The organism is Propionivibrio limicola (assembly GCF_009469695.1).
Lineage (GTDB): Bacteria > Pseudomonadota > Gammaproteobacteria > Burkholderiales > Rhodocyclaceae > Propionivibrio > Propionivibrio limicola.
Map to the genome: position 1 here is coordinate 371,017 of NZ_SSSR01000002.1, position 26,340 is coordinate 397,356.

The window sequence follows — 26,340 nt, forward strand, 5'->3', positions numbered from 1 at the left end:
GCAAGTTGACGCCTGCTATTGATTCGGCCCGCTGAAGTTTGCACCTTTGCCACCTTGCTCTGCTGCCAAGCGGATTTGACGTGAAAAAATGCAAGCATCACAGGGTTGAATCAATAACGACCTGTTAAGGCTAAGAGGGGAAGAAGTGCGCGGACGTGCTCAGGCGAATGTCGGCAAACGCGGGGAAACGTCGGGCCGCGACGTGCAACAGGTGTCGCGGCTTCCGGAAATTACCGCTTGTTACCGTTTGCCGATGGCCTTTGCCGCGGCCGCCGAGGCTTCGGCGACCAGCTCCGGACCGCGATAGATGAAGCCGGTATAAAGCTGGACGAGGCTGGCGCCGGCCTCGATCTTGGCGGCGGCCTGTTCGCCGTCCATGATGCCGCCGACGCCGATGATCGGCACTTCGCCGGCGAGCGCGGCGGAGAGTTTCTTCAGGACGGCGGTCGAACGTTCGAAGACCGGGGCGCCGGAAAGGCCGCCGGTTTCTTCGGCGTTCGGGCAGCCTTTGACTTCCTCGCGCGAAAGCGTGGTGTTGGTGGCGATGACCGCATCCATGCGGTGCTGGCGCAGCAGGTCGGCGATCGACTGGATTTGCACGTCTTCGAGGTCCGGCGCGATCTTCAGGGCGAGCGGCACGTATTTTCCGTGCTTGTCCGCGAGCTGCATCTGCCTGGCCTTGAGACTGGCGAGCAGCGCGTCGAGCGCGTCGTCCTTCTGCAGTTCGCGCAGATTCTTGGTGTTCGGGCTGGAGATGTTGACGGCGACGTAGCTGGCGGCGGTGTAAACACGTTCCAGACAGATCAGGTAATCGTCGGCGGCTTTCTCGATCGGCGTGTCGAAATTCTTGCCGATGTTGATGCCGAGGATGCCGCCGTTTCTGGCGAACTGCGAGGCGGCGACGTTGGCGAGCAACTTGTCGACGCCTTCGTTATTGAAGCCCATGCGGTTGATGATCGCCTGCTTTTCCGGGATGCGGAACATGCGCGGCTTGGGGTTGCCCGGCTGCGGGCGCGGCGTGACGGTGCCGACCTCGATGAAGCCGAAACCGAGTGCGGCCAGCGCGTCGATATGCTCGGCGTTCTTGTCCAGCCCGGCGGCGAGACCGACCGGGTTGGGGAAGGTCAGGCCCATCATGTTGACCGGGCAGGATGGGACCGGCGGCGTCATCGCACAGGCCAGGCGGCTTTTGTGGAGGAAATCGATGCCGGACATGGCAAGGCCGTGCGCGGTTTCCGGATCGAGCGAGAAGAGGAATTTTCGGATCAGTGTATAGAGCATCGGCGGATTTTACCGTAATGTCCGCAGGCGCTGGCCGTCCGTTGGCTGTGTCCGGATAATGGAGCGGGTTCCAATTTGGAGCAAATGAGGAGGGCAGGTCTTGCTGATCAATTGTGTGGCTTATGAAAACGGGACTCGTCTGAGCAGTCTGCAGGTCGAGGAAATCAGCGATTTTCTGGCGCGGCCGGAGTGCTTTGTGTGGGTGTCGCTTCGTGATGCGACGCCAGATGAATTGCAACTGATGAAGGAAGAGTTCGCCCTGCACGAACTGGCGGTGGAAGATGCGCACCACGGGCACCAGCGTCCGAAGATCGAGGAGTATGGCGATTCGCTGTTCGCCGTCTTGCACTTGCTTGAACTCACCGCTGGCGGCGAGTTGAATGTGGGCGAAGTGGCCGTGTTCGTCGGGCGCAATTATGTGCTCTCCGTCAGAAACCGTAGCCGGCAGGATTTTCGCGCCGTTCGCGAGCGTTGCGAACGCGAGCCGCACCTGCTCCGGCATGGCGCGGGGTTTGTGTTCTATGCGCTGATGGATGCGATCGTCGACCGCTATTTTCCGATCATCGATCGGCTCGAATCGGAGCTTGAAGACATCGAGGCGCAGATTTTCAGCAAAGGCGCGGCGCTTGCCAACATCAAGCGGCTTTATGAACTCAAAGGGAAAATCATGCGCATCAAGCACGCCGTTGCCCCACTGCTGGAGGAAACCGGCAAGCTCGCCGGTACGCGGGGGCCGGTTGTCTGCGCCAACAGCCGCGAGTATTTCCGCGATGTCCTCGATCATCTGACACGCATCAACGGCTCACTCGACATCATCCGCGACACCATCGGTACGGCGATTCAGGCGAACCTGTCGATGGTGGCGATCGAGGAGGGGGAAGTGAACAAGAAGCTGGCGGCGTGGGCGGGGATTTTCGCCGTCGTTACGGCGTTGGCCGGTATCTGGGGCATGAATTTCAGGAACATGCCGGAACTCGACTGGGAGTACGGCTATCCCGTGGCGCTTCTGTTGCTGGTCGCTGCCGGCAGTTATCTCCGCTACCGCTTCAAGCGTGCCGGCTGGCTTTGAAGCGTTGGCGAGGGCGGTGCAACGTCCGGATCAGAAGTTCAGCGTCCGCCATTCGCCGTTGATCAGTCCTTCGGTCGGGCGAAAGCGGGTCTTGTACGCCATCTTTCGGCTTTCCTTGATCCAGTAGCCGAGGTAAAGGTAAGGCAGGCGGTTGACCCGGCACTGGTCGATCTGCCACAGGACGTTGTAGGTGCCGAGACCGGCGCTTGCCGCGTCCGGGTCGAAGAAGGTGTAGACGGATGAGAGGCCGTCGTCGAGGACGTCGATGACGCTGACCATGCGCAGCACGCCGTTTTCGGTAAATTCGATCAGCCGGGTATCAACGGTACTCTGCAGCAGGAAGTTCTCGTATTGTTCGCTGTCGTCCTGGTCCATGCCGCCCCCGGCGTGGCGCCGGCTCTGGTAGCGGCGATAGAGTGCGTAATGCTCGTCAATGAACATCAGCGGCCGTTCGTGCGCCACCAACGCGGTGTTGGCTTTGACGCAGCGGCGCTGGCTGCGGTCTGGCTGAAAGTAGTCGACAGGCACGCGCACCGGCACGCAGGCGTGACAGTCGGGGCAATGTGGCCGGTAGGTGAACAGGCCGCTACGCCGGAAACCGTGGCGCACGAGTTCGCTGTAGGCGTCGGTGGTGATCAGTTGTGGCGGCGTGGCGACTTGCGAAACGGAGAGCCGTTCGGGCAGGTAGCTGCACGGGTACGCGGCGGTGTTGTAGAACTCCATGGCGTAGAACGGGAAATCGGTTTCGTTTGGGTGCGACATGGCGTGAAGTTCGTGGTCAGTCCCATGCCCGCTGAGCGGCATCGACCGGCCAGCGTCCGCAGGGAGGAAGTTGCCTTGGCTTTCCGGCGGTCAAGGTGCGCAGGCGGTCGATGAATTCGCGACGCGGAATTTCACGGCCGCCGAGCGAAGCAAGATGGGACGTGTTCATCTGACAGTCGATCAGGCCAAAGCCGTTTTCGTCGAGCAGGCGCGCCAGATGCGCGAGAGCGATCTTCGAGGCGTCGGTGACGTGGGCGAACATCGACTCGCCGTAAAACATGGCGCCGATCGACAGCCCATACAACCCGCCGACGAGGTGTCCATCGATCCACGTTTCGACCGAGTGCGCATGACCGAGTTCATGCAGCGCGATGTACGCCGCCTGCATCTCGGTGGTGATCCAGGTGCCGCTCTGGCCGCTGCGCCGTGTTTTGGCGCAAGCGTAGATGACGGACGGGAAGGCGTAGTCGAGGCGGACTTCGTAGCGCGTGTTGCGCAGCGTCTTGCGTAGCGAGCGGGAAAGCTTGAATTCCGACGGCACCAGCACCATGCGCGGATCGGGACTCCACCACAGGATCGGCTCGCCTTTGGCGTACCACGGGAAAACGCCGTGTCGATAGGCGGCAATGAGGCGGTGCGGCGACAGTTCGCCCCCAGCACAGAGCAGGCCGTTCGGTTCGTGCAAGGCGCCTTCGAGCGGCGGGAAGTCGCCGTTGCTTTCAAGCCAAGGGATCATGGTGGAGAGAGCGTGGCTTGCACCGGAAAACAGACGATATCGTCGATCTCGAGCCGGATGCCGATCTGTTCGCCGATGGCGTGGTTGTGGTGCGAGGAGACGAGCGAGAGGAGTTGTGCGCCGCCCGGCAGCCGAAGCGTGTAGAGAAACTCGGCGCCGCGGAAGGCGCGATGCAGGACTTCGGCCTTGAGCGGGCTGGCGTCGTCGTGTACGACATCATCCGGTCGCACCAGCACTTCGACGCGGCTGCCCGGGCCGCAGGCCGGGCTGGCATCGAAACAGCAAGCGAGCGGCTTTTGGGATTCAAGCACGCCGGTGTCAACCTCGACCCAGTGCTCGTCGATGATCGTGCCTTCCAGAAAGGCGCCCTGGCCGACAAAGTCGGCGACGAAACGGTTGGCCGGGCGATGGTAGAGGTTGTATGGCGTATCCCACTGCTGGATGGCGCCGCCGTGCATGATGCCGATCTCGTCGGCCATGGCGAAGGCCTCATGCTGGTCGTGTGTGACCAGGATGGCCGTCATGCCTTCCTGTTTGAGGATGTCGCGCACTTCGACGGACAGGCGTTCGCGCAGATCGACGTCGAGGTTTGAGAACGGTTCGTCGAGCAGAATGAGTTGCGGACGCGGTGCGAGGGCGCGGGCGAGGGCGACGCGCTGTTGCTGTCCGCCGGAGAGTTCGTGCGGATATTTGTTGCCCTGGTGGTCGAGACCGATTGTCTGCAACAAGCCGGCAACGCGTGTTTTCCGTTCTTCAGGCGTCTCGTCCTTGAGGCCGAAAGCGATGTTGTCGCTGATTGTCAGGTGCGGGAAAAGGGCGTAATCCTGAAACACCATGCCGATCTGCCGTTTTTCCGGCGGCAGGGAGCAGCCCGGCCGCGAGAAGAGTTCGCCTTCGACGCGAATTTCGCCCCCGGCGATCGGTTCGAAGCCGGCGATGCAGCGCAGCAGGGTGGTCTTGCCGCAGCCGGAAGGGCCGAGCAGGCAGGCGATGCTTCCTGTTTCGATGCGGAAGCTTACGCCGTTGACGACGGTGTGTTCCCCGTAGCGCTGGACGAGATGATCAAGTTCAAGATGAGACATGGGTGGATGGGGTCGTAGTATGAGTGATACGGTGGTCGCCGGTCAGCGACAATATAAAACAGGATATCGTTGCTGTGACGGTAGAAAGCAGGAAGATAAGTATAATTCTCATTTGACTGAGCGCCGCGATGAAGACGACTTCGATGACTCCCCTGTTGGCCGCGATTGCCCTCGTTGCGGCCTTGATCGCCATGCCCGTCGGCAGCGTACTGACCAATATTTTCAGCGGCGGGACCGGCGAGGTTTGGCGGCATCTGGCGTCGACGGTGCTGCCGGAGTATGTGGGCAATACGCTCTGGCTGTGCTTCGGAGTCGGTGCCGGCGTTCTGATCGTTGGGGTGGCGACGGCGTGGTTGACGGCGATGTGCGAATTTCCGGGGCGGCGCTTCTTCGAATGGGCGCTTGTTCTGCCGCTGGCCGCGCCAGCCTACGTGCTGGCCTACGTCTATACCGATTTCCTGCAATTTGTCGGTCCGGTGCAAAGCGCGTTGCGCGAGACGTTCGGCTGGACGCGCGCCGATTACTGGTTCCCCGATGTGCGGAGTCTGGGCGGGGCGATGGCGATGTTCGTCTGCGTGCTCTATCCCTACGTTTATTTGCTGGCGCGGACGGCCTTTATCGAACGGGCGAGCGGTATGCTGGAGGCGGCGCGCACGCTCGGTTACGGGCCGTGGCGCAGCTTCTTTCGCGTCTCGTTGCCGCTGGCGCGGCCGGCGGTGGCGACCGGCGTGACGCTGGCGCTGATGGAAACGCTGGCCGATTACGGGACGGTTTCCTATTTTGGCGTGCAGACGTTCACGACTGGTATCTACCGCGCCTGGTTTTCGCTCGGCGACCGTATCGCCGCCGCCCAGCTCGCTGCCGCGTTGCTCGCCTTCGTGATGCTTTTCCTTGTGTTGGAGCAGATGTCGCGTGGGCGGGCGCGCTTCCACAACACGACCGGGCGCAATCGTCCGCTCGGCGGCATGGCGTTGAAAAGCGGTGCGGCCTTGCTGGCCATGCTGGCCTGCGCGTTGCCGTTGGTCGCCGGTTTTGCCCTGCCGGCCGGATTGTTGCTGCACATGGCGCTGACGCAGGGCGATGCGCAGTTCGGCGGACATTTCGTCACGCTGGCCCGCAACAGCTTCGTTCTTGCCGGACTGACCGCCGTCGTCGCTGTCGGACTTGCCTTGCTGCTCGCTTACGGTGGGCGCTTGTCGAAAGGCATTTTTGCCGCAGCGTTGAACCGGCTCGTCAGCCTCGGCTACGCCGTGCCGGGTTCAGTGATTGCGGTCGGCGTGCTGATTCCGGTCACGCGGCTCGATCACGTGCTGGCCGCGCAATGGCAAAGCTGGTTCGGCCACAATCCGGGGCTGTTGTTGACGGGCGGCATCGCGGCGCTGGTCTACGCGTATCTGGTGCGCTTTCTTGCCGTCGCCTTGCAGGCCGTCAGTGCCAGTCTGGCCAAAGTGACGCCGAGCATGGACGAGGCGGCGCGCAGCCTCGGGGCGAGCCAGGGCGAGACCTTGCGGCGCGTTCATCTGCCGATTGTGCGCGGCGGCCTGCTGACTTCGGCGTTGCTCGTGTTCGTCGATGTCATGAAGGAACTGCCGGCGACGCTGGTGATGCGTCCGTTCAACTTCGATACGCTGGCGACGCAGGCATATACCCTGGCCTCCGATGAGCGGCTTGCCGAGGCGTCGACGGCCGCGTTGGCGATCGTGGTCGTCGGTATCTTGCCGTTGATCTTCCTGTCGCGGCAGATTGCCGCCAGCCGTCGGGAATAGCCCGAAACCCTGTCGGCAAGCGGTTTTTGCGGGGAGTGCCGGTGGCGGGGCGGGCGCCCATTTGTTTATGCCGCTTTGGGAGTGCACCATTTTTCAGCTACAATTCGGCTTTCCCGCAGCTGATATATCCATGACCAAATACGTCTTCGTTACCGGCGGTGTGGTGTCCTCTTTGGGCAAAGGCATCGCCGCTGCGTCCCTTGGTGCCATCCTCGAATCTCGCGGCATCAAGATTACCCACCTCAAGCTTGACCCGTACATCAACGTCGATCCCGGAACGATGAGCCCGTTCCAGCACGGCGAAGTCTTCGTTACCGAAGACGGCGCCGAGACCGACCTCGATCTCGGGCATTACGAGCGCTTTACCAGCGCCAAGATGGCCAAGCGCAACAACTTCACGACCGGCCAGATCTACGAGACCGTCATCAAGAAGGAGCGGCGCGGTGAATATCTCGGCAAGACCGTGCAGGTCATCCCTCACATCACCGACGAGATCAAGGCGCACATCCGCCGCGGCGCCGAAGGGGCCGATGTGGCGATCGTCGAAGTCGGCGGCACGGTCGGCGACATCGAGTCGCTGCCGTTCCTTGAAGCGATTCGCCAGATGGGGATTCAGGAAGGCCGCAACAACGCCTGCTACATCCATCTGACGCTGCTGCCGTACATCCCGACCGCCGGCGAGCTGAAGACCAAGCCGACGCAGCATTCTGTCAAGGAACTGCGCGAAATCGGTATCCAGCCGGACGTGTTGCTTTGTCGCGCCGACCGGGCAATTCCCGAGGACGAAAAGGCCAAGATTGCGCTCTTCTGCAACGTGCAGCGCGAAGCCGTCATCGAGTGCCTCGACGCCGACTCGATCTACAAGATTCCGGCCATGCTGCACGACCAGATGCTCGACGAGATCGTTTGCCATCGTCTCGGCATCCTGGCCAAGGCGGCTGACCTTTCCGTCTGGAAGACGCTTGTGCATGCGCTGGAAAATCCGGAGTGCATCGTCAATGTCGCTTTCGTCGGCAAGTACGTCGATCTGACCGAGTCGTACAAGTCGCTGATCGAAGCTCTTGTCCACGCCGGCATCTACACGCGCAGCAAGGTCAAGATTCATTACATCGACTCGGAAGAGCTGGAAACCAAGGGTTGCGGCGCCCTCAAGGGCATGGACGCGATTCTGGTGCCGGGCGGTTTTGGTCGTCGCGGGACGGAAGGCAAGATCAACGCCATCCGCTATGCGCGCGAAAACAAGATTCCGTACCTCGGCATTTGCCTTGGCATGCAGTTGGCCGTAGTCGAGTTCGCACGCGATGTGGCGGGCATGGAAGGTGCGCACAGTACCGAGTTCGTCAAGGATTCGCCTTATCCGGTGATCGGCCTGATTACCGAATGGCAGGATGCTTCCGGCAAGCTCGAGAAGCGTGACGAAAACTCCGACCTCGGTGGCACCATGCGCCTCGGCGGTCAGGTGTGCCAACTGGCCGAGGGGACGCTGGCTCGCGAAATCTACGGCAAGGCCGAGATTGTTGAGCGCCACCGTCATCGCTACGAGGTGAATAACACGCTGTTGAGCGAACTCGAAGCCAAAGGCCTTGTCGTTGCCGGGCGCGCGCCGGGCACCGATCTCTGCGAGATGATCGAGTTGCCGAAGTCCGAGCATCCGTGGTTCGTCGGCTGTCAGTTCCATCCCGAATTCACTTCCTCGCCGCGTTTCGGCCATCCGCTGTTTACGTCGTTCGTGCGTGCGGCCATCGCGGGCCGGGGCAAGGCATGAAGCTCTGCGATTTCGAGGTCGGCCTCGACAAGCCGCTCTTCCTGATCGCCGGGCCATGCACGGCCGAGTCGCAACAGCTGTGCATCGACGTGGCGGGGCGCATGAAGGAAATCTGCGCTCGTCTCGGCGTGCCGTACATTTTCAAAGCCTCCTACGACAAGGCGAACCGCAGCTCGGGCAAGTCCGTGCGCGGGCCGGGGCTGGAGGGTGGCTTGCAGATGCTGGCCGAAGTGCGTCGGCAAGTGGGCGTGCCCGTCTTGACCGACGTGCATACGGAAGAGGATGTCGCCGCCGTCGCCTCCGTCGTTGATGTGTTGCAGACCCCCGCCTTCCTTTGTCGCCAGACCGATTTCATCCATGCGGTGGCCACCTGCGGCAAGCCGGTGAACATCAAGAAGGGCCAGTTTCTGGCGCCGGGCGACATGAAAAACGTTGTCGCCAAGGCGAAGGAAGCCAACGGCGGTGCCGATACGATCATGGTTTGCGAGCGCGGCGTGTCGTTCGGATACAACAATCTCGTTTCCGATATGCGCAGCTTGGCCATCATGCGCGAGACGGCGTGCCCGGTCGTTTTCGACGCCACGCATTCGGTGCAGTTGCCGGGCGGGCAGGGAACGTCTTCCGGCGGTCAGCGCGAGTTCGTGCCGGTGCTGGCGCGCGCTGCTGTTGCCGTTGGCGTTGCCGGCCTGTTCATGGAGACACATCCATGTCCGGAAAAGGCGCTGTCCGATGGCCCTAACAGCTGGCCGCTCGATCGCATGGAGAGTCTGCTGAGCACCCTGGTGGCGCTAGATAAAATGGTAAAAGCCAACGGCTTCGAGGAAATGCGATAATCCGCTCCATTCGCGCATTGCGATGGAATAAAAAGAAAATCGGGGAACAGGCTGGCGGGCGGAAAGATCCATGTTTTGCCCAGCCTCACTGGTCTGTCGAAAGTTTGAAAGAAATTTTCAAAAGAAGGAAAAACTATGAGTTCTGTTGTTGATGTCGTAGCTCGCGAGATTCTCGATTCGCGCGGCAACCCTACCGTTGAGTGCGACGTTCTGCTCGAGTCGGGCGTCATGGGGCGTGCGGCCGTGCCGTCGGGCGCGTCCACCGGTTCGCGCGAAGCCATCGAACTGCGCGACGGCGATACCTCGCGCTACTCCGGCAAGGGCGTCATGCAAGCCGTTGAAAACGTTAACACCGAGATCGCCGAAGCCATCATCGGCCTCGATGCACAGGAACAGGCATTCATCGACCAGACCCTGATCCAGCTCGACGGCACGGAGAACAAATCGCGCCTCGGCGCCAATGCCATGCTGGCCGTGTCGATGGCTGTTGCCAAGGCAGCCGCTGAAGAAGCCGGCCTGCCGCTCTATCGCTACTTCGGCGGTTCGGGCCCGATGCAGATGCCGGTGCCGATGATGAACATCATCAACGGCGGTGAACATGCCAACAACAGCCTGGATTTCCAGGAATTCATGGTGCTGCCGGTGAGCCAGGGTTCGTTCCGCGAAGCGCTGCGCTGCGGCGCCGAAGTTTTCCACGCGCTCAAGAAGCTGCTCGACAAGAAGGGCTTTTCGACCGCGGTCGGCGACGAGGGCGGTTTCGCTCCCAATCTTTCCAGCCATGCCGAAGCGCTGCAACTGGTGGTGCAGGCCATCGAAGCGGCTGGTTACGTTCCCGGTGAAGATGTGCTGATCGGCCTCGATTGCGCGGCGTCCGAGTTTTACAAGGACGGCAAGTACTGCCTCGAAGGTGAAGGTCTGCAACTGACCGCCGAGCAGTTCGTCGACTATCTGGCCAACCTCGTTGACCAGTTCCCGATCGTGTCGATCGAGGACGGCATGGCCGAGGGCGACTGGGACGGCTGGAAGGCGCTGACTGATCGTCTGGGCGAGGCCATTCAGCTCGTCGGCGACGACGTTTTTGTCACCAACACCAAGATCTTCAAGGAAGGCATCAAGACTGGCGTCGCCAACTCGATCCTGATCAAGATCAACCAGATCGGTACGTTGTCCGAAACGTTTGCCGCCATTGAAATGGCCAAGCGCGCCGGTTACACGGCCGTGATCTCGCACCGCTCGGGCGAAACCGAGGACACGACGATTGCCGATATCGCAGTCGGCATGAATGCGCTGCAGATCAAGACCGGTTCGCTGTCGCGTTCTGATCGTATCGCCAAGTACAACCAGCTGCTCCGCATCGAGGAAGATCTCGGCGATACCGCTGGCTATCCTGGCCGCGAAGCCTTCTATAACCTCAAGTAAGGCACCGGGCCGTCAATGAGCAAGCGGAGAGTCGGTGGAAAACAAATCCACCGGTTTTTCTCCGCTTTTTTATCGTTCGGCCCTCGTCCTGATTTTTGATCGCTTCCCTAACGATGCGCTGGCTCTCCTTAGTGCTGATCTCCTTGCTGCTGCTCGTGCAGTACCCGCTATGGCTGGGCAAGGGGGGCTGGTTGCGTGTTTGGGATGTCGATCACCGGCTTCAAATACAGAAAGAAAACAACAAGAAGCTGGAGGTCCGCAACGCCGGTCTTGATGCCGAAGTACGCGATCTCAAGCAAGGCTACGACGCGATCGAAGAGCGGGCCCGCTTTGAACTTGGCATGATCAAACAGGACGAAGTGTTCGTCCAGATTCCCGAGAAGGCCCCGTCCGATACTGCGACGGACTCTCCTTCGAAAGGCCGGTAATCGGCACATCCCCGTTTTTTCGCTTCTCACGGCAGTTCAATCTGGCCGGACGCGGTCACGCTGATTTGAGTGTCCCCGGCCTCGATCGGCATCGGGGCGGACTCGTACGACATTGATTTTGCGGCAGCGCGCATCATCGGTGGGGTGATTCTGCCCGAGGTGGTGATCGCGAGTTGCTTGATTGTGTAGGGCTTGCCGAGACTGTCGGCCACGATCCTGGCGCGCGCCTTGAAGGCCGCAATCGCATCGACGATGGCCTCGTTTTCGGCCTTTTTCCGGGTCTCCGGCGATGGCTGCATGGATAGGCCGGATACGGCAAGGGTGAGTTGCAGCTTGCCGAGAAGTTCGGACAGATGGGCCATGTCCGCGGATTCCAGCGTCAGTTCGGACCGCATGCGCCACGCCTCGATCTTTCCCGATTTCGAATAGACTGGCTGGGTGCTCGAACTGCCGCTTTGTGTTTTGACGGCGGGGTAGGCGCGGGCGGTTTTGAGGGCCTCGCCGATCAGGCGGTTAACGTTTCTGGCGAGTTCGGCCGGAGTGTCGTTCGTCGCTTCTGCGGCGACGGTGGCCCGGAACAGATCGTTGACAGCCGGACGGCTGGCGTCAGCGGTCAGCTCCACCGTAATCGGACCGGCCGAGGCGGTGGCGGACAAGACAAATGCCAGTACGCTGATGAAGGCGGCGATGGTCAGGCGCTTGGCCGGATTTCCGCGCGGGGTGGCTGGAAGTGCGTTTTTCATGATATCGGCTTCCTTGATGATGAAATGAACTGAGGTTAAGAAACTCCTGGCGGCGAATCCGCTTGTTCATTCTAGTTGATGCGCTTTCCGGATTATTTCTGGTCAGCGGCGAGAAGCTTGGTTAGAATCGGCTCGCCTACGGCTTCCGGGCGGGTGATCGATGTACCAGTCGCTCGGGAAGACGGGCGACGTCCTTGAGGAGGGCAGAATGCTGAAGATTGGACAGGCGGCACCAATGTTCATCCTCCCCGACGCGGATATGGATCCGGTCGACATTGCCACTTGCCGTGGCAAAAATCATGTCATTCTGTTTTTCTATCCAAGGGACGGAACTCCGGGCTGCACGCTCGAAGCCGTTGATTTTTCCGATCACGAGGAAGAATTTTCCCGGCATCAGTGCACCGTTCTTGGCATCAGCCGGGACGACTGCCTGAAACATGCCGAGTTTCGCGACAAGCACGGCATTTCGGTGCGGCTATTGTCCGATGCTGAGGGAATGGCGTGCAGGAAGTATGGAGTGTGGCAGGCGAAAGAAGTGGATGGCGTCAAAAAGCATGGCATCGTCCGCTCCACTTTTGTTATCGACAAACAGGGGGTTCTCCGCTTTGTGCAGTACGGAGTCAACCCCAAAGGCCACGCGCTGGAGGTTTTGCGCGTGGTGAAGGAAATCAACTGATGAACATGCAAGTAGCAAAGAATACCGTCGTTACCCTCGATTACAGCGTTGCCGATCCGGATGGCGAACTGGTTGATCCGGGCAAGGATCCGCTGGTTTATCTGCACGGCGGTTACGACGACATTTTCCCGATGATCGAGGAAGCGGTGCAGGGCAAAAAGGTCGGTGAGTCGGTCGTCGTGAAAATGCAGCCGGATGACGCTTTTGGCGAGTACGACGCCGAACTGGTGCAGATCGAACCGCGCAAGAATTTCCCGGAGGAATTGCAGGTTGGCATGCAGTTCGAGGGCATGCCGGAGGGCGGGGATGAAGACGAGGTCCTCATCTACCGCGTGACCGAAATTGCCGACGACAAGGTCGTGCTCGATGGCAACCATCCGCTGGCTGGCATGGCGCTGGTTTTTACGTGCACCGTGACGGCTGTGCGCCCGGCGAGCGCCGAGGAAATCGAACACGGCCATGTGCATGGCGCCGATGGTTGCGAGGATGAAGAGGACGACGAATAAGCTACGGCTCGTATGTCTATAAACGAAAAACGCTGCCCGCAGGCAGCGTTTTTCGTTTTGATGGGCAGAAGTGATCGGTTTCGTCGGCTTACCGGGCTAATGACTTGAGTTCAAACAGAAGATCGAGCGCCTGCCTGGGCGTCAACTCATTAGGATCGAGTGTCACGAGACGTTCGAGCGCGGGGTGAAATGGTTCTTCGACCGTGTCCGGGAGATCCGGAATCGCCGCAAAGAGATCCGGCTGTAGCGGGTTGATCGACGCGCGCTGCTCGAACTCGCGCAACTGCCGTCGCGCTGCCTTGACCACCGAGCTCGGAATGCCGGCCAGCGCGGCGACCTGGATGCCGTAGCTCTGGTTGGCCGGACCTTCTTCAACCGCATGCAGGAAGACGATTTTCTCGCTGTGCTCGACGGCGTCGAGGTGAACGTTGGCGAGGTCGACGTATTCGTTGGCGAGCAGGGTGAGTTCAAAGTAGTGCGTGGCGAACAGCGTCAGCGCACGGTTCTTTTCGACGAGATGGCGGCAGATGGCGAAGGCCAGCGCCATGCCGTCGAAGGTCGAGGTGCCGCGGCCGACCTCGTCCATCAGCACCAGGCTGTTGGCGGTGGCGTGGTGCAGGATGGCGGCCGATTCGGTCATCTCGACCATGAAGGTCGAGCGGCCGGAAGCGAGATCGTCAGCGGCGCCGATGCGGGTGAAAATCTGGTCGAGCGGGCCGAGCACGACGCGGCTGGCCGGCACGAAGCTGCCAACGTGCGCCATCAGCGCGATCAGTGCCGTCTGCCGCATGTAGGTCGATTTACCGCCCATGTTCGGGCCGGTGATCAAGAGCAGGCGGCGGCCATCGCCCAATTTTGTGTCGTTGGCGATGAACGATTCGCCGCCGGCCAGTTCATTTTCGACGACCGGGTGACGGCCGCCTTCGATCAGCAGGCCGGGTTCGCTGGAGAACTCCGGGCGGCAGTAGTTGCGTGACAGCGCGATGTCGGCGAAGGCGCCGAGCAGGTCGATGTGCGCGACGGCGCGGGCGATGGCCTGTAACTGCGGTAGATCACTCTGCAGCGCCGTGAGCAGGCCCTCGTAAAGCAGTTTTTCCCGTGCCAGCGCCCGGTCCTGCGCGGACAGCGCCTTGTCCTCGAAGGCTTTCAGTTCCGGGGTGATGTAGCGCTCGGCGTTCTTCAGCGTCTGGCGACGGCGGTAGTCGTCCGGCACCTTGTCGGTATTGGCGTGCGTGATCTCGATGTAGAAGCCATGCACGCGGTTGTATTCGACCTTGAGCGTGGCGATGCCGGTGCGTTCGCGTTCGCGCGCTTCGAGTTCGACGAGGTAGGCGCCGCAGTTGTCGTTGATGCCACGCAGCTCGTCGAGCTCGGCATCGTAGCCGTTGGCGATGACACCGCCTTCGCGCAGCAGCGCGGCCGGTTCGGGTTGGATTGAGCGCGCGAGCAGGTCGAGCGCGTTGTCCGGCGTCGCCAGTTCGGCCAGCAATTCGAGCAGAAGCGGGGCGGGAGCCCCGATGAGCGGCAGGCGTAATTCGGCCAAGCGATGCAGGCTGTCGCGCAGGCTGGACAGGTCGCGCGGCCGGGCGCTGAACAGTGCAATGCGGCCAGCGATACGTTCGATGTCGGCAAAACCGCGCAGTGCCTGACGCACTTCGCGCAGGCGATGGCCATTGTCCTCGAGCAGCGTTTCGATGGCCGCATGGCGCGCCGACGGCAGGGCCGGGTCGCGCAACGGGTGATGCAGGGCGTGGCGCAGGGCGCGTGCGCCCATCGAGGTGACGCAGGTGTCGAGCAGGCTGCACAGCGTCGGCGCTGGCTGGCCCCGCAGTGTTTCGGTCAGTTCCAAGTTGCGCCGGGTAGCCGCGTCGAGGCCCAGAAAAGTGCCGTCGCGTTCGACGGTCAGCGCTTGCACGTGCGGCAACGCGCGCGTCTGGGTGGCTTGCGCGTAACGCAGCAGCGCACCCGCCGCCGCAATGCCCGGACGCAGGCCGTCAGCGCCGAAACCGGAAAGCGAGGCGGTTTTGAAGTGGGCGCACAGTTCGCGTGCCGCCGCTTCGCTGTCGAAGTGCCAATCGGGTTGGCGGGTAAGCGCCGCTTCCGGTGCGAAGGGCAGTTGGAGGCCATCCGGCACGACGATTTCGGCCGGGCGGATGCGTTCGAGCGTGGTTGATAGTTTCTCTGGCGCGACCTCGCAGACGCGGAATTCACCGCTGGCCAGGTTGAGCCAAGCCAATCCGGCGAGTTGGCGCGTGGTGGTGAGCGCCAGAAGCAGTGCGTCGCGTTTTTCGTCGAGCAGCGCCGAATCGGTTAGCGTGCCGGGTGTGACGATGCGCGAAACGGCCCTTTCAACCGGCCCCTTGCTCGTCGCCGGATCGCCCACCTGTTCGCAGATGACGACCGACTCGCCAAGTTTCACCAATCGCGCCAGATGCTGTTCGAGCGCGTGGTAAGGCACGCCGGCCATCTTGATCGGCGTGCCTGCGCTCTGGCCGCGCGTGGTCAGCGTGATGTCGAGCAGCCGGGCGGCTTTCTCCGCATCTTCAAAGAACAGCTCATAAAAATCGCCCATGCGGTAGAAAAGCAGCAGATCGGGATACTGCGATTTCAACCGAAGGTACTGCTGCATCATCGGAGTGTGGTTCTGAAACTCTTTTGATTCTTTTTCTTGCGAATTTTTTTTCATTGCGGGGCGAGTTGTGCAGAGTGCGGCTGAGCGGTTCGGGAGGCTATTGCGTCAGCCGCAAGATCATGGTTTTGAGTTCGTCGACTTCGGCTTCGAGGCGGGCAACACGTTCTTGCAGCGCGTCGATTTCTTGTCGTTCCGGGTAAGCCGAAGCTGCAGATGGGGCTTGGCTTTGCGCAGGCGAAGGCTCTCCTCCCAGCAAGTGCATCCAACGGTTTTCGCGTGAACCGGGGGCTTTGGGCAATTCAACAACCAAAGCGTCGTCGCGTGCCGCGAGCTCTGCGAGGAACGCCTCGACCGACGAAATATCGGCAAAGCTGTACATCCGGTCGCAGTTCAGGCGGAGTTCGCCGGCCGTTTGCGGGCCGCGCAGGATCAGCACCGTCAGCAGGGCGGCCGCCTGCGACGGGATGTTCAGTGTCTTTTCAAGGCGGTGGGCGAAGCGGGTGACACGGCTGCCGCTTTCTTCGGTGACGAAACCGTATTCCTTGAGCGTTTCGAGAGCCTGCAACGCGCCCGCTTCGCTGATTTCCATGACGGGGTTGCGGCTCGTTTTCTGGTTGCATCCGGCGATCAGGGCGTTCAGCGACAGCGGATAGGTGTCGGGAACGGTGCGCTGTTTTTCGGAGAGTGTGCCAAGAATGCGCAGTTCGGTCGGGGAGAGCGTGAAAGTGCTGGACATGGTGTTAACCTTTGCCAATTTCGTTCGGGCGGGCGCCCTGTCGCTAGACGGCGTCGCGTCGTCTGGAAAGCGGCGCTGGTCATGAGCCCGCCAAGGTTGCAGGAGGCGGCAAGGTGCAATCTGCTACGCCTTGCCGGCGTGCAATCAGGCTTGAAGCCCAGAGGTGCGGTGACTGTCGATGACCTGCAGCATCTGGGAAAAGACTTTCGGATTGCCGGCCACGAGATTGCCCGTCTTCATGTAATCCTGACCGCCCGACAGGTCGCCGACCAGACCACCGGCCTCGGTAATCAGCAGGCAGCCGGCCGCCATGTCCCAAGGCATCAGGCCGAATTCCCAGAAGCCGTCGAAGCGTCCGCACGCGACGTACGCGAGGTCGAGCGCGGCCGAGCCAAGGCGGCGCATGCCGGCCGAGCGCTCGGTGAAGTCCTTGAAGATGCCGAGATATTCCCTGGAATGATCGAAAACGCGGTAGGGGAAACCTGTGCCCAGCAGCGCGTGCTCCATCTTGATGCATTTTGAAACGCGGATGCGGCGCTCGTTGAGGAAGGCGCCACCGCCCTTGCTGGCCGTGAACATCTCATTGCGCGTCGTGTCATAAACGAGCGCCTGGTTGAGTTGCCCCTTGTAGGCGAGCGCGATCGAAACGGAATATTGCGGTACGCCGTGGATGAAGTTGGTCGTGCCATCGAGCGGGTCGATGATCCACTGATAGTCGCTTCCAGCCCCCTGGCCGTCAGAGAGGCCGGACTCTTCTGCTAGAATTCCGTAGTCCGGGTAAGCGTCGCGCAATATCTCGATGATGGCGGCTTCGGCGGCTTTGTCGACTTCGGTAACGAAGTCGCTTTGTTGCTTCGTCGTGATCTGGAGCCGGTCGATGTCCTGCGAGGCGCGGTTGATAATCTGGCTGGCGCGACGTGCGGCCTTGACCATAATATTCAGAGCTGGATGCATAGCGTATCTTTTAAAGAGTCCGAGGGGCGGCTACGTGTTCGTGGTCGCCCGATTCGTTTGTGGGAATCGCGTATTTTAATATGAAGCAGCCTCTTGCGTCTTCTTCGGGGGACAAAATGCCCGAAATGTCCACAGATTTGCTGAGCCGCGTACGGGTCGTGCTTTCGCACACCAGTCATCCTGGCAACATCGGCGCGGCGGCGCGGGCGATGAAAACGATGGGGCTTTCCCGCCTGGTGCTGATCAATCCCAAAAAGTTTCCCGATCCTGAAGCGGTATCCCGGGCGGCTGGCGCCGATGACATCCTCGACAATGCCCTCGTTTGCGACAGTCTTGATGAAGCGCTGGCGGGTACCGTCTTTGCCGTCGCGGTCACGGCGCGGCATCGCAACCTCGGGCCGGAGCACCGGCAAGCTCGCGATGCGGCCCCGGAAATTCTTGCGCATGCAAAAACCGGGGATGTCGCTTTGCTGTTCGGCAATGAGACGTCGGGGCTTTCGAACGAGGAGGTGCAGCGTTGTCGGCGTGCGGTGTTCATTCCGGCCAATCCTGACTACACCTCGCTCAATTTGGGATCGGCCGTGCAGTTGTTGTCTTATGAGCTACGTTTGTCGGCTTTCGACGGGATTCCGCCCGTCGTGACGCAGGCCGTGCCATTCGCCTCTCCGCCGGCGACGAGCGACGATGTTGAGCGTTTTCATGCGCATCTGGAACGCGTCATGGTGGCGACCGGCTTTCTCGATCCGATGCAGCCGAAGCGCCTGCTGCCCAAGTTGCGGCGCCTTTTTGGGCGTGTCGAGCTTGAGCGGGATGAAGTCAACATCCTGCGCGGCATCCTGGATGCCGTCGAGAAAAAAATCCGTTAGAAAGCTAATCCTTACGGCTGAAGTATGTGGATGCGCACATATGGGCACGGAACTTGCACGATAAATCTTGATCGAAAAAGTCGGGTATTTTAAAATCTACCCTCAGCCCATAAGGAGAATTACTTTCATGTTCAGCCGATTGCGCGAAGATATTCGGTCGGTCTTTGACCGGGACCCGGCAGCTCGTAACGCATGGGAAGTGATGACCTGTTATCCGGGCGTCCACGCCGTGATGCTGCACCGGATGGCGCATTGGTTGTGGCAGCGGCAATTCCGCTGGCTGGGGCGGATGGTGTCGCATCTGGCCCGCTTTTTGACCGGCATCGAGATTCATCCCGGGGCGACGATTGGCCGTCGTTTTTTCATTGACCACGGGATGGGCGTCGTCATCGGGGAAACGGCCGTCATTGGCGACGACGTCACGCTCTACCACGGCGTGACGCTGGGCGGTACGTCATGGAACAAGGGGCGCCGGCATCCGACGATTGAAAATGGGGTGGTGATCGGTGCCGGAGCCAAGGTGCTGGGGCCGATCACCGTCGGGGCACGCTCGAAGGTTGGCTCCAATGCGGTGGTTGTCAAGAACGTGCCGCCGGGAACGACGGCGGTCGGAAATCCGGCCCGCATCATCGACACCGAGCAGGCGCAAAAGCGGGAGGAAAAAGCGGGGCAAATGGGTTTTTCGGCCTATGCGCTGGCGTCCAATCAGGACGACCCGTTGGCCAAGGCCATTCACGGTTTGCTTGACCATGCGGTCGAGACCGACCGGCGTCTTGAAGCTCTGTGCAAGAAACTCGAGGCGAATGGCGTCTGTGTCGAAGACGAGTTGGCAACGGCCGACAAGTTTGATCCACAATACCTTAGTAAAATTGTTGACTAATCGGCGGAACTTGTTCGAAAGTTGATATAACTAAACGGGTATTGCCAAAGGAGTTCGCATGCGTCTGACCACGAAAGGCCGTTTTGCCGTTACCGCCATGATCGATTTGGCCTTGCGTTGTGCCGAGGGGCCGGTGACGCTGGCGGGAATCAGCGAGCGCCAGAAAATATCGCTCTCCTACTTGGAACAACTGTTCGGAAAGTTGCGCCGCGCCTACCTTGTTGACAGCGTTCGCGGGCCCGGCGGTGGCTACTGTTTGGCCCGGCCGGCCGAGCAGATAACGGTTTCCGACATCGTGCGGGCGGTCGATGAGCCGCTCGACGCGACGCAATGCGGCGGTCACGCGAATTGCAAGGAAGATGAACAGTGCATGACGCACGAGTTGTGGGCGACGCTCAACCAAAAGATGTTCGAATACCTCAGTTCGGTAACGCTGGCCTCGCTGGTTGATAAACACTTGAAGAAAAAGGTGGCGGCGGGGCGTTCTGTGGTCGAGGCGGCTGCCGTGAAAGACATGACGCGCCTTGCGTCCGCATCGGGCAAGAGCAACGTCGCCTCGTTGTCCTGAGGATGTGATGCAGTTGCCCGTTTATTTCGACCACAACGCAACGACACCGATCGATCATGCGGTTCTCGAAGCCATGCTGCCGTGGCTCGATACGCGCTTCGGCAACCCATCGAGCCGGCACGAATACGGGCGAGCGGCGCGGCGGGCCGTTGATGAGGCGCGGGCGCAGGTCGCTGAAGCGGTTGGAGCCCATGCGACCGAGGTGGTTTTTACGAGCGGCGGTTCGGAAGCCAACAACCTGTTCATCAAGGGCGCGGCCGCTTGTCTGGCACCGGGCGTGCTGGCGGTCAGCGCGATCGAGCATCCTTGTGTGTTGAATCCGGCGCGGCAGTTGGTCAAGCGCGGCTGGAATTTGCAGATGCTCCCGGTCGATGAAGAGGGTCGGGTCGATCCAGCCCGATTTGCCCGATTGCTGGAACAAAAACCGAAGCTGATTTCGGTGATGCTGGCGAACAATGAGACCGGTGTCTTGCAGGATGTCATCGGGTTGGCTGATTTGGCGGCGTCGATGCCCGGTGGTGCAAGGGCGTGGTTTCATTCCGATGCCGTGCAGGCGCTGGGGAAAATGCCGCTCGATTTTCGGGCGCTCAATGCCCGCGGCGTGCATGCGCTGACGCTTTCGGCGCACAAGATTGGTGGGCCGAAAGGCGCCGGGGCATTGGTGCTGGACAAGCGCGTTGAGATCGAGCCATTGATCGCCGGCGGCGGGCACGAGCGCGGTTTGCGTTCCGGTACGGAGAATGTGGCGGCGATTGTCGGTTTTGCTACGGCCTGCGCTTTGGCGGTCAGGCGTCGGGAGAAAATGGCGACGGAGCTGGCGCTGTTGCGTGACCGTTTAGAGGCCGGTTTGCGCGAAATCGGTGCAACAGTGTTTGGAGATCGGGCGCCGCGCCTTCCCAATACTATTTATTTCGCCCTGCCGAACTTGGACGGCGAAACGCTTGTCACACAATTGGATCGTTCAGGGTTTGCCGTGGCGAGCGGGGCCGCGTGCTCCAGTGCGAATCCCGAGCCGTCGCACGTATTGCAGGCCATGTCGGTTGGTGCCGGTTTGGCACGTGGTGCGGTGCGGATAAGTTTAGGTCCCGGTAACACGGCGAAGCAGGTTGATGAGTTTTTGCTGGTCGTAAAGTCTTTGGTATCAAAATTGCTGAGTCTTACCGCGATAGCGGTTTAATTAATTTGAACGGAGCACAGAAATGCTGAAACTGCCGATTTACCTCGATTATTCGGCAACCACGCCGGTCGATCCGCGCGTGGCGGAAAAAATGATTCCCTACCTCGTCGAGAAATTCGGCAACCCGGCTTCGCGTTCGCATGCCTTTGGCTGGGAGGCCGAGGCGGCGGTCGAAGAAGCGCGTGCGGAAGTGGCCAAGCTGGTCAATGCCGATCCGAAGGAAATCATCTGGACATCCGGCGCGACCGAGTCCAATAACTTGGCCATCAAGGGGGCGGCGCATTTCTATTCGAGCAAGGGCAAGCACCTGATTACGGTCAAGACAGAGCACAAGGCCGTTCTTGATACGTGTCGCGAACTTGAGCGCGAGGGCTTCGAGGTGACGTATCTCGATGTTATGGAAAACGGCTTGGTCGATCTCGAAGCTTTCAAGGCCGCCCTGCGCCCCGATACGATTGTTGTCTCCGTGATGTTCGTGAATAACGAGATCGGCGTCATCCAGCCGATCGCCGAGATCGGTGAGATTTGCCGCGCGAAAGGCATCATTTTCCACGTCGATGCCGCGCAGGCGACCGGTAAAGTGGAGGTTGATCTGGAGAAGCTCAAAGTCGACTTGATGAGTTTTTCGGCACATAAGACCTACGGGCCGAAAGGCATCGGCGCTCTGTACGTCCGGCGCAAGCCGCGTGTTCGCCTTGAAGCGCAGATGCACGGCGGCGGGCACGAACGCGGCTTCCGCTCCGGGACGTTGCCTACCCATCAGATCGTCGGCATGGGCGAGGCTTTTCGTATCGCCCGTGAGGAAATGGGCGAAGAAAACGAGCGCATCCGTACCTTGCGTGATCGTCTTCTCAAAGGGCTGACGGATATTGAGCACGTGTATATCAACGGCGATCTGGAACACCGGATTCCGCACAACCTCAACATCAGCTTTGCCTATGTCGAAGGCGAGTCGATGATGATGGCGATCAAGGATCTTGCGGTGTCTTCCGGCTCTGCATGTACCTCCGCATCGCTGGAACCATCTTACGTGCTGCGTGCGCTGGGGCGTGACGATGAACTGGCGCACAGTTCGATCCGCTTCACGATTGGGCGCTTCAATACCGAAGAAGAGATTGACTACGCGATCAGGTTGTTGCACGAAAAGATCGGCAAGCTGCGCGAGTTGTCCCCGCTTTGGGAAATGGTGCAGGAAGGCGTTGATTTGAACACGGTGCAGTGGGCTGCCCACTGAAGGCGAAATACAGGAGAAACAATCATGGCATATAGCGAAAAAGTACTGGATCACTACGAGCATCCGCGTAACGTCGGATCCTTTGGCAAGGAAGAAGAGGGCATTGCGACCGGGATGGTCGGCGCACCGGCGTGTGGTGATGTGATGAAGCTGCAGATCAAGGTCGGCAAAGACGGTGTCATTGAGGATGCCAAGTTCAAAACCTACGGTTGCGGGTCGGCCATCGCATCCTCCTCGCTGGTAACGGAGTGGGTCAAGGGCAAGACGCTGGATCAGGCGCTGGAAATCAAGAACACGCAGATTGCCGAGGAGTTGGCTTTGCCGCCCGTCAAGATCCATTGCTCGATTCTTGCCGAGGATGCGATCAAGGCGGCTGTTGCCGACTATAAGAAGAAACATGGCGAATAATTTCGCCGGATCTTTGGGTGATAAGGAGAGCATGAAATGGCAGTGACGCTTACCGAAAAGGCGGCCCAGCACGTTGCCAACTATTTGAAAAAGCGCGGCAAGGGCATTGGCTTGCGGCTCGGAGTGCGCACCAGCGGCTGCTCCGGGGTGGCTTACAAGCTTGAATTCGCCGATGTCGCCGAACCCGGTGATTTGGAGTTTGAGTCCCATGGTGTCAAAGTTCTGATTGATGCCAAAAGCCTGCCGTATATTGACGGGACCGAGCTTGATTACACCCGTGAGGGGTTGAGCGAAGGATTCAAATTCAATAATCCGAACGTCAAGGACGCGTGCGGCTGCGGCCAAAGTTTCAATGTTTGATGCGAGTCCGGAGGATGCCCTCCGGACTGGTCGGCCGATCGCGGCCTGAGTTGGAGGGACGGTAGATAATGGCAGCGCCAAATCTGGATTTCAACGCCAATCATTTCAAGCTGTTTGGCTTGCCCGAGAATTTTCGGCTTGACGCCGATACGCTGGATAAGCGGTTTCGTGAAATACAGGCACAGGTGCATCCTGACAAATTCGCCCATGCGGGAGATGCCGAGCGGCGTCTTTCGTTGCAATGGGCCACGCATGTCAATGAAGCCTATCAGACGTTACGGACTCCGTTGCCAAGGGCGCAGTATCTCTTGCATCTCTCGGGCAGCGACACCGAATTGCACAGCAATACGAGCATGGCGCCCGAGTTTCTGATGGAACAAATGGAATGGCGGGAAGCCGTGGAGGAGGCCCGGCAGGGTCGTGAATACGACGAGCTCGAACAATTGCATTTTCGCGTCAAGCAGGAAATGAAAGGGCATTACGACCAACTCGCCCGGCTGCTCGACGACTCCCGCGATTACGCTCAGGCGGCCGATCTGGTGCGCCGGCTGATGTTTCTTGAAAAACTCCTGTTTGAAATTGACGAAGCCTTGGCGGCGCTGGAGGCTTAAACTTGTTCTCTTTTCTGCTTCCCCAATAACACAGACAAATACGATTACAGGATTCTCATGTCACTTCTGCAAATCGCCGAACCCGGAGAATCGGCGGCCCCTCATCAGCACAAACTCGCCGTCGGCATCGATCTAGGTACCACGAACTCGCTTGTCGCGACCGTCCGCAGCGGGCTTTCGGTTGTAATAAGTGACGAAATGGGGCGCCCATTGCTTCCTTCCGTCGTTCGTTATCATGCGGATGGAACTTCGGATGTGGGTTACGAAGCGCAGTTGAATCAAGCGATAGACCCGCGAAACACGATCGTTTCGGTGAAGCGGTTCATGGGGCGCGGGATCAATGATATTGCCCACCGTGACTCGATGCCCTACGACTTTGAAGACGCGCCCGGGATGGTGCGTGTCAAGACGGTTGCTGGTGTAAAAAGCCCCGTCGAGGTCTCGGCCGAGATACTCCATAAATTGCGGCTGCGTGCAGAGGAGTCGCTTGGTGGTCAATTGGTTGGCGCCGTGATTGCCGTTCCCGCGTATTTTGATGATGCGCAACGTCAAGCAACCAAAGATGCCGCCAAACTCGCCGGCGTGTCGGTGTTGCGTCTGCTCAACGAACCGACGGCAGCCGCAATTGCCTATGGGCTTGATAATGGCGCAGAGGGAATCTACGCGGTCTATGACTTGGGGGGCGGTACATTCGACATCTCCATCCTAAAGCTTTCGCGGGGCGTTTTCGAGGTTCTGGCGACGGGCGGTGATTCTGCGCTGGGCGGCGATGACTTTGACCAGCGGATTTTTTGCTGGATTCTTGAGGCAGCGAAACTTAATCCGCTTTCGGTGGAGGATGCGCGGCTGTTGTTGATGCGTGCGCGTGAGGCCAAGGAATATCTTACCAGCCATGGCGTGGCGCCAATTACTGCCAGATTGAATAGCGGCGAAATGGTGGATCTCAAGCTAACCACCGAGATTTTCACGGAAATTACGCAGACTCTGGTTGCCAAGACTATTCAGCCGGTGCGAAAGGCCCTGCGTGATGCAGGATTGTCGGTAGAAGATGTCAAAGGCGTCGTGATGGTCGGCGGCGCTACGCGTATGCCGCAGATTCAGCGAGCTGTTGGCGAATTTTTCAAGCAGGCGCCATTGAATAATCTGGATCCTGACAAGGTAGTGGCGCTCGGCGCAGCGACGCAGGCGAATCTGCTGGCTGGAAACCGTACGTCCGGCGACGATTGGCTGCTCCTTGATGTTATCCCGCTCTCTCTCGGACTTGAAACCATGGGCGGTCTGGCGGAAAAAATCATCCCGAGAAATTCCACTATTCCTATTGCTCGTGCCCAAGAGTTTACGACGTTCCGCGACGGTCAAACCGCCATGGTTTTGCATGTGGTTCAGGGCGAGCGGGAACTCGTTACCGATAGCCGTTCCCTGGCGCGATTTGAACTGCGCGGCATTCCTCCCATGACGGCGGGCGCTCCCCGAATCCGCGTGACGTTTCAGGTGGATGCAGATGGTTTGCTTTCGGTTACGGCCCGCGAGCAGACGTCGGGTGTCGAAGCGAGCATTGAGGTTAAACCCTCATATGGACTCTCCGACGACGAGGTGGCAAGAATGCTCAAGGACTCTATGGTGCATTCAAGCGACGATGCAATGCGCAGAGCCCTGAAAGAAGCGCAAGTTGAAGCACAAAGACTGATCGAAGCCGTTCTCTCAGCGTTACGAAGCGATAAAGATCTGCTTAGTCCGGAACAGTTTGTGCAGATTGAAATGGCGGTCGCAAAACTTCAGGCCGCCGCGCTTGGTGAAGATCGTCGACTCCTCTCCCAAGCGATGCTGGCGTTGGAGGAAGAAACCAGAGCGTTCGCTGCGTTGCGTATGGATAAATCAATCAAGCAAGCCATGGCCGGGAAGCGAATCGAAGACATCGCTTCCGACAATGATTCTTCAAAAGAAACGGGAGAACACGCATGACGCAAATTATCGTCTTGCCCCATGTCGAACTATGCCCGGAAGGAGCGGTTATTGATGCGAAGCCAGGTGAATCGATATGCCAAAATCTACTGGACAACGGAATCGCAATCGAACATGCCTGCGAAATGTCATGTGCATGCACGACGTGCCACGTGATCGTTCGAGAGGGCTTTGAAGGGCTTGAGCCATCCGAAGAAGCTGAAGACGATATGCTGGATAAGGCGTGGGGGCTTGAGCCAAACTCGCGACTGTCTTGCCAGGCTGTCGTGAATGAGACGCCCTTGGTGATAGAGATTCCCCGCTATTCGATCAATATGGCGAAAGAAGGAAAGCGCTAGGAGGTTGTTAATGAGATGGACTGATATCAACGAAATTGCCGTGGAACTCGCTGAATTCCACCCGGAAATTGATCCGCAAACGATTAATTTTGTTGATTTGATGCGCTGGGTTTTGGCGCTGCCTGATTTTGACGACGATCCGAAGCATTGCGGGGAAAAACTCCTCGAGGCCATTCAGCAAGCCTGGATTGACGAAGTTGAATAGGCTTGCGTCTTTAAGCTCTAAAAACTCTTGACTCCGAGAATCGATATTGCCATAATCTTTTTTTCGGCGGTCACCGGCTCGGTTGCTGTTGATGTCAGTAAGTAACAAAGTTATTGACAAGGGGTTTGCGGTGTGAAATAATTCCGCTTCTCTGACGGACGCGGGGTGGAGCAGTCTGGCAGCTCGTCGGGCTCATAACCCGAAGGTCACAGGTTCAAATCCTGTCCCCGCAACCAAAGGTTTTGTTCTTTAAAAATTGGGTAATTGATAGGTGTGGGTTTTTGGTCGAGCGGTATCTGCGCAAGCGGATACGGCAAAAAGATTTGAAACTCGCACGATGTAA

General features: G+C 59.5%; 27 protein-coding genes and 1 tRNA gene. 20 read left to right on the top strand and 8 right to left on the bottom strand.

Annotated elements, in window-relative coordinates:
* Positions 1-240: 240 nt before the first annotated feature.
* Positions 241-1,281 carry a quinone-dependent dihydroorotate dehydrogenase gene (locus GH659_RS03745; protein ID WP_153109400.1) on the bottom strand — a complete coding sequence of 347 codons (1,041 nt, stop codon included), beginning with the start codon at positions 1,279-1,281 and terminating at the stop codon, positions 241-243.
* Between the two features lie 100 nt (positions 1,282-1,381).
* Between GH659_RS03745 and GH659_RS03750 the strand changes: the two genes are divergently transcribed.
* Positions 1,382-2,350, top strand: a complete 969-nt coding sequence (locus GH659_RS03750) for a magnesium and cobalt transport protein CorA (protein WP_153109401.1) — start codon at positions 1,382-1,384, stop codon at positions 2,348-2,350.
* A 30-nt stretch (positions 2,351-2,380) separates the two neighbouring features.
* On the opposite strand, the gene GH659_RS03755 is transcribed toward GH659_RS03750, so the two are convergent.
* From GH659_RS03755 to GH659_RS03765, 3 genes are read right to left on the bottom strand one after another with little or no spacing between them, the layout of a single operon-like run.
* Entirely contained in the window at positions 2,381-3,112 is a 732-nt protein-coding gene (locus tag GH659_RS03755; RefSeq protein ID WP_153109402.1) for an arginyltransferase, read from the bottom strand.
* Between the two features lie 16 nt (positions 3,113-3,128).
* Complete coding sequence (aat, locus tag GH659_RS03760; protein WP_153109403.1) at positions 3,129-3,848, bottom strand: leucyl/phenylalanyl-tRNA--protein transferase; 720 nt, start codon at positions 3,846-3,848, stop codon at positions 3,129-3,131.
* The gene (locus tag GH659_RS03765) at positions 3,845-4,930 is read right to left on the bottom strand and encodes an ABC transporter ATP-binding protein (protein ID WP_153109404.1); all 1,086 of its coding nucleotides are present in this window, start codon (positions 4,928-4,930) and stop codon (positions 3,845-3,847) included. Before GH659_RS03765 ends, aat begins: the two co-directional genes overlap by 4 nt.
* Before the next feature lie 128 nt (positions 4,931-5,058).
* Between GH659_RS03765 and GH659_RS03770 the strand changes: the two genes are divergently transcribed.
* The 5 genes from GH659_RS03770 to ftsB all read left to right on the top strand — a co-directional run bounded on the left by GH659_RS03770 (position 5,059) and on the right by ftsB (position 11,141).
* The gene (locus tag GH659_RS03770; RefSeq protein ID WP_153109405.1) at positions 5,059-6,696 is read left to right on the top strand and encodes an ABC transporter permease; all 1,638 of its coding nucleotides are present in this window, start codon (positions 5,059-5,061) and stop codon (positions 6,694-6,696) included.
* A gap of 130 nt (positions 6,697-6,826) precedes the next feature.
* Positions 6,827-8,461 (top strand): CTP synthase, encoded by a 1,635-nt coding sequence (gene pyrG / locus GH659_RS03775; RefSeq protein ID WP_153109406.1) that lies wholly within the window; start codon positions 6,827-6,829, stop codon positions 8,459-8,461.
* Entirely contained in the window at positions 8,458-9,294 is an 837-nt protein-coding gene (gene kdsA / locus GH659_RS03780) for a 3-deoxy-8-phosphooctulonate synthase (protein WP_153109407.1), read from the top strand. The genes pyrG and kdsA overlap by 4 nt, the downstream gene beginning before the upstream one ends.
* 135 nt (positions 9,295-9,429) lie before the next feature.
* Positions 9,430-10,713 carry a phosphopyruvate hydratase gene (gene eno / locus GH659_RS03785; protein ID WP_153109408.1) on the top strand — a complete coding sequence of 428 codons (1,284 nt, stop codon included), beginning with the start codon at positions 9,430-9,432 and terminating at the stop codon, positions 10,711-10,713.
* A 113-nt stretch (positions 10,714-10,826) separates the two neighbouring features.
* Complete coding sequence (gene ftsB, locus GH659_RS03790) at positions 10,827-11,141, top strand: cell division protein FtsB (RefSeq protein WP_153109409.1); 315 nt, start codon at positions 10,827-10,829, stop codon at positions 11,139-11,141.
* A 26-nt stretch (positions 11,142-11,167) separates the two neighbouring features.
* On the opposite strand, the gene GH659_RS03795 is transcribed toward ftsB, so the two are convergent.
* Positions 11,168-11,884 (bottom strand): SIMPL domain-containing protein, encoded by a 717-nt coding sequence (locus GH659_RS03795; protein ID WP_153109410.1) that lies wholly within the window; start codon positions 11,882-11,884, stop codon positions 11,168-11,170.
* 208 nt (positions 11,885-12,092) lie between these two features.
* Here GH659_RS03795 and GH659_RS03800 point away from each other — a divergent pair, with 208 nt between their 5' ends.
* Positions 12,093-12,560, top strand: coding sequence for a peroxiredoxin (locus GH659_RS03800; protein WP_153109411.1), 468 nt, complete (start codon positions 12,093-12,095; stop codon positions 12,558-12,560).
* Positions 12,560-13,066 carry an FKBP-type peptidyl-prolyl cis-trans isomerase gene (locus tag GH659_RS03805; protein WP_211364085.1) on the top strand — a complete coding sequence of 169 codons (507 nt, stop codon included), beginning with the start codon at positions 12,560-12,562 and terminating at the stop codon, positions 13,064-13,066. Before GH659_RS03800 ends, GH659_RS03805 begins: the two co-directional genes overlap by 1 nt.
* An 88-nt stretch (positions 13,067-13,154) precedes the next feature.
* Here the strand turns inward: GH659_RS03805 and mutS are convergent, their stop codons facing one another.
* The 3 genes from mutS to GH659_RS03820 all read right to left on the bottom strand — a co-directional run bounded on the left by mutS (position 13,155) and on the right by GH659_RS03820 (position 17,388).
* Positions 13,155-15,752, bottom strand: a complete 2,598-nt coding sequence (gene mutS, locus GH659_RS03810; protein WP_246167686.1) for a DNA mismatch repair protein MutS — start codon at positions 15,750-15,752, stop codon at positions 13,155-13,157.
* 43 nt (positions 15,753-15,795) lie between these two features.
* Complete coding sequence (locus GH659_RS03815) at positions 15,796-16,434, bottom strand: YceH family protein (RefSeq protein ID WP_153109413.1); 639 nt, start codon at positions 16,432-16,434, stop codon at positions 15,796-15,798.
* 144 nt (positions 16,435-16,578) lie between these two features.
* On the bottom strand, positions 16,579-17,388 hold the full coding sequence (locus GH659_RS03820; RefSeq protein ID WP_153109414.1) for an inositol monophosphatase family protein: 810 nt from the start codon (positions 17,386-17,388) through the stop codon (positions 16,579-16,581).
* 116 nt (positions 17,389-17,504) lie between these two features.
* On the opposite strand from GH659_RS03820, the gene GH659_RS03825 reads away from it, so the two are divergent.
* The 12 genes from GH659_RS03825 to GH659_RS03880 all read left to right on the top strand — a co-directional run bounded on the left by GH659_RS03825 (position 17,505) and on the right by GH659_RS03880 (position 26,233).
* Positions 17,505-18,254: an RNA methyltransferase gene (locus GH659_RS03825; protein WP_425499976.1), complete on the top strand. Its 750-nt coding sequence runs from the start codon at positions 17,505-17,507 to the stop codon at positions 18,252-18,254.
* Positions 18,255-18,381: 127 nt separating this feature from the next.
* Positions 18,382-19,134 (top strand): serine O-acetyltransferase, encoded by a 753-nt coding sequence (cysE, locus tag GH659_RS03830; RefSeq protein ID WP_153109415.1) that lies wholly within the window; start codon positions 18,382-18,384, stop codon positions 19,132-19,134.
* 58 nt (positions 19,135-19,192) lie between these two features.
* On the top strand, positions 19,193-19,702 hold the full coding sequence (gene iscR, locus GH659_RS03835; RefSeq protein WP_153109416.1) for a Fe-S cluster assembly transcriptional regulator IscR: 510 nt from the start codon (positions 19,193-19,195) through the stop codon (positions 19,700-19,702).
* Between the two features lie 7 nt (positions 19,703-19,709).
* Positions 19,710-20,879 carry a cysteine desulfurase family protein gene (locus GH659_RS03840; protein ID WP_211364086.1) on the top strand — a complete coding sequence of 390 codons (1,170 nt, stop codon included), beginning with the start codon at positions 19,710-19,712 and terminating at the stop codon, positions 20,877-20,879.
* A gap of 22 nt (positions 20,880-20,901) precedes the next feature.
* Positions 20,902-22,113 (top strand): IscS subfamily cysteine desulfurase, encoded by a 1,212-nt coding sequence (locus GH659_RS03845; RefSeq protein ID WP_153109418.1) that lies wholly within the window; start codon positions 20,902-20,904, stop codon positions 22,111-22,113.
* 24 nt (positions 22,114-22,137) lie between these two features.
* Positions 22,138-22,521 (top strand): Fe-S cluster assembly scaffold IscU, encoded by a 384-nt coding sequence (iscU, locus tag GH659_RS03850; protein ID WP_153109419.1) that lies wholly within the window; start codon positions 22,138-22,140, stop codon positions 22,519-22,521.
* 36 nt (positions 22,522-22,557) lie between these two features.
* Positions 22,558-22,881, top strand: a complete 324-nt coding sequence (gene iscA / locus GH659_RS03855; protein ID WP_153109420.1) for an iron-sulfur cluster assembly protein IscA — start codon at positions 22,558-22,560, stop codon at positions 22,879-22,881.
* A gap of 68 nt (positions 22,882-22,949) precedes the next feature.
* The gene (gene hscB, locus GH659_RS03860; protein ID WP_153109421.1) at positions 22,950-23,492 is read left to right on the top strand and encodes a Fe-S protein assembly co-chaperone HscB; all 543 of its coding nucleotides are present in this window, start codon (positions 22,950-22,952) and stop codon (positions 23,490-23,492) included.
* A gap of 57 nt (positions 23,493-23,549) precedes the next feature.
* A complete protein-coding gene (hscA, locus tag GH659_RS03865) occupies positions 23,550-25,454 on the top strand; it encodes a Fe-S protein assembly chaperone HscA (RefSeq protein ID WP_153109422.1) in 1,905 nt (634 codons plus the stop codon).
* Entirely contained in the window at positions 25,451-25,792 is a 342-nt protein-coding gene (fdx, locus tag GH659_RS03870; RefSeq protein ID WP_153109423.1) for an ISC system 2Fe-2S type ferredoxin, read from the top strand. The genes hscA and fdx overlap by 4 nt, the downstream gene beginning before the upstream one ends.
* A 10-nt stretch (positions 25,793-25,802) precedes the next feature.
* Positions 25,803-25,997, top strand: a complete 195-nt coding sequence (gene iscX, locus GH659_RS03875) for a Fe-S cluster assembly protein IscX (RefSeq protein WP_153109424.1) — start codon at positions 25,803-25,805, stop codon at positions 25,995-25,997.
* Positions 25,998-26,156: 159 nt separating this feature from the next.
* A tRNA-Met gene (locus GH659_RS03880) sits at positions 26,157-26,233 on the top strand.
* The last annotated feature ends 107 nt before the right edge of the window (positions 26,234-26,340 follow it).